Genomic DNA, 3,152 nt, shown 5'->3' on the forward strand with positions numbered 1-3,152 from the left:
TCTTGAATTTTCTGCCAGATATCATCGGTAAGAAGAGTGCGTGCCATTGAAAATGTAGAAATAAAAATAACTCAAAGGAGGATTTTAAGTATTTAAAACCAATTCTTCAAATGAGGACACGCCCTAATAAAAAACGCCTTTGAGCTGAGCTTAAAGGCGCTGAAATTAATATATTTGCATATTCAGTCAAGACCTCTGACTGCATACACTAATTTAAAGGGGGGTAGATGGTCGATCATTAGGGTTAATATCTAATACTGTTTTTTCATGGCGGCTCTGGGCAGCAGCCTCAGCAGCCATCATTTTCGCAGTATTTAACTGTTCTTTACGCAGATGATCAATATCTTTATGGAGTCGTTTAATTTCCCAACTGGTTTGAAATACACGGAATACTTGCACGCCCAATAATAAGCCCACCACGATCCCTAAAGATAAAGTAAGTAACAGTAATAGCCCCAGACGCATAGCTGGAACCTGAGTGAAAAGCAGGTCTACTGATAACTCGGTGCCATTTTGTAAAACAAGAGCCAATGAATAACCGAAAAGTACCAGTAAAAGAACAACCAGAATGTAACGCATAGCTACCCCGTAAATATTATGGCTTCATTGCCGATTCGTTTACTGCGTCACGTAAGGCTTTACCAGGCTTGAAATGTGGAACAGCTTTTGCTGCCACTTCTACTGACTTACCTGTTTTTGGGTTACGACCCACACGAGGCTCACGATGATGCAGTGCGAAGCTACCAAATCCGCGGATTTCAATACGGTTGTCGGCTGATAAAGCCTCAATCATTTGATCAATCATGATTTTAACCGCTTCTTCCACCAATGGCTCAGCCAAATGTGGATTTTTCAATGCAATACGCTCTATTAAGTCAGACTTATTAAGTGCTTCAGTAGTCATCTGCGACCTCTTTAATTATCAAGCTACTTGGGATCTATTCCCAGATAATAACCTGTTTAAATACAAAACGGTAGCGCAATAATTAAATACTACGCTACCGTTTACAGTATTTGTATAGAAAGTATCAGTTAACTTACATTAACAATACATTCCATCATCTACTATTAATTATTCATTTGCGCCTTGATCAAGTCACCAATAGTCTTAGGACCATTGTCTTGAGCTACAGCAGTAGTTTTCAGGTTAGCAACTGCTTCTTTCTCTTCAGCTTCGTCTTTCGCTTTGATAGACAAGTTGATAGAGCGAGATTTACGATCTACGTTGATAATCTTAGCTTCAACTTCTTGACCAACTTCTAAGAATTTAGTCGCATCTTCAACGCGGTCGCGATTGATTTCAGATGCTTTAAGAGTTGCTTCAACTTCGTCAGCTAACTTAACAGTAGCGCCTTTAGCGTCAACTGCAGTTACAGTACCTTTAACCAGCGCACCGCGTTCGTTAGACGCCAAGAAATCGTTGAATGGATCGCTGTTCAACTGCTTGATACCAAGGCTGATACGGTTGCCTTCAGCATCTACAGACAGGATAACCGCTTCAACAGTGTCACCTTTCTTGTAGCGACGGATAGCTTCTTCGCCTTGCTCGTTCCAAGAGATGTCAGACAAGTGAACTAGGCCATCGATACCACCTGGTAAACCGATGAAGATACCGAAGTCAGTGATTGACTTGATCGTACCTGAAACTTTTTCACCTTTATCGTGGTTCTTAGCAAACTCTTCCCATGGGTTAGCACGAGTTTGTTTGATACCAAGAGAGATACGACGACGCTCTTCATCAACTTCAAGAACCATAACATCAACTTCGTCACCGATCTGAACAACTTTAGATGGGTGGATGTTTTTGTTTGTGTGGTCCATTTCTGAAACGTGTACTAAGCCTTCAACGCCTTCAGCGATTTCAGCGAAGCAACCATAGTCAGTTAAGTTAGTTACACGAGCTTTAACGATAGAACCTTTAGGGTAACGGCTCATGATCGCTAACCATGGATCTTCGCCTAATTGTTTAAGGCCTAAAGATACGCGGTTACGCTCACGGTCAAACTTAAGTACTTTAACAGTAACTTCTTGACCTACTTCAACAACTTCTGATGGATGCTTGATACGTTTCCAAGCCATGTCAGTGATGTGAAGAAGACCGTCAATACCGCCAAGGTCAACGAACGCACCATAGTCAGTAAGGTTCTTGATTGTACCAGTAACTGTTTGACCTTCTTCAAGCTGAGCAAGAAGCGCTTCACGGTCAGCTGAAGATTCAGCTTCCATAACCGCACGACGTGAAACAACCACGTTGTTACGTTTAGCATCAAGCTTGATAACCTTGAACTCTAACTCTTTACCTTCAAGGTGAGTCGTGTCACGGATAGGACGAGTGTCTACAAGTGAACCTGGTAAGAACGCACGTACTGGACCGATGTCAACAGTGAAACCACCTTTAACTTTACCAGAGATAACACCAGTAACGATTTCGCCGTCTTCAAAGATTTTTTCAAGTTTAGTCCAAGTTTCAGCGCGTTTAGCTTTTTCGCGTGAAAGAACTGTTTGACCCATACCGTTGTCAAGTGCTTCAACAACTACGTCAACTGTGTCGCCTACTTGAACTTCAAGTTCGCGTTGTTCATTTAAGAACTCCGCACGGTCAACAACACCTTCAGATTTAAGACCAGTGTCAACAGTTACCCAGTCAGAGTCGATGCTTACTACAACGCCCTGGATGACAGCGCCCTTTTCAACGTTGAGGTTTAATTCACTTTCTTCAAAGAGGGCTGCAAAAGATTCGGTCATGATATTTCCGATAAAGTCAGCGGTCTTGGATCAGACAAGGCCGGTTTAATTAAGCATCTACATAGTCCTTATAAAACTGATCAAGCTATGCATTTGCTGAAAAAATAGGTTATTTGGCTAAGCGCTGATTGACATAAGTTGTCATCAGCCGGAATACTTCATCGATACTCAGATCAGAACTATCGATAATGTACGCATCATCAGCAGGCTTGAGCGGAGCAACTGTACGCTCCATATCTCGTTTATCCCGCGCCTGAATATTAGCTAAAATGTCGTTTATTTTAACATCCAGCCCCATTCCCTGCAACTGCTTTACGCGCCTTTGCGCACGTGATTCGGCCGATGCCGTCAAATAAATTTTGGCTTGTGCCTGAGGAAAAATCGCAGTCGCCATATCGCGACCATCG

General features: G+C 42.4%; 4 protein-coding genes. All 4 read right to left on the reverse strand.

The genetic code is table 11. The features are described from left to right. Positions 1 to 213: 213 nt before the first annotated feature. Entirely contained in the window at positions 214 to 579 is a 366-nt protein-coding gene (locus E2K52_RS13895; RefSeq protein ID WP_151205610.1) for a lipopolysaccharide assembly protein LapA domain-containing protein, read from the reverse strand. A gap of 16 nt (positions 580 to 595) precedes the next feature. Beyond that, positions 596 to 904: an integration host factor subunit beta gene (locus E2K52_RS13900; protein WP_151205611.1), complete on the reverse strand. Its 309-nt coding sequence runs from the start codon at positions 902 to 904 to the stop codon at positions 596 to 598. A 164-nt stretch (positions 905 to 1,068) separates the two neighbouring features. Beyond that, on the reverse strand, positions 1,069 to 2,745 hold the full coding sequence (gene rpsA / locus E2K52_RS13905; RefSeq protein WP_151205612.1) for a 30S ribosomal protein S1: 1,677 nt from the start codon (positions 2,743 to 2,745) through the stop codon (positions 1,069 to 1,071). 109 nt (positions 2,746 to 2,854) lie between these two features. Beyond that, positions 2,855 to 3,152: (d)CMP kinase (locus tag E2K52_RS13910; protein WP_171478874.1), on the reverse strand; the 298-nt coding region annotated here is incomplete at its 5' end.

Origin of the sequence: Acinetobacter sp. RF14B (assembly GCF_006864105.1) — a bacterium.
Taxonomy (GTDB): Bacteria; Pseudomonadota; Gammaproteobacteria; order Pseudomonadales; family Moraxellaceae; genus Acinetobacter; species Acinetobacter lwoffii_C.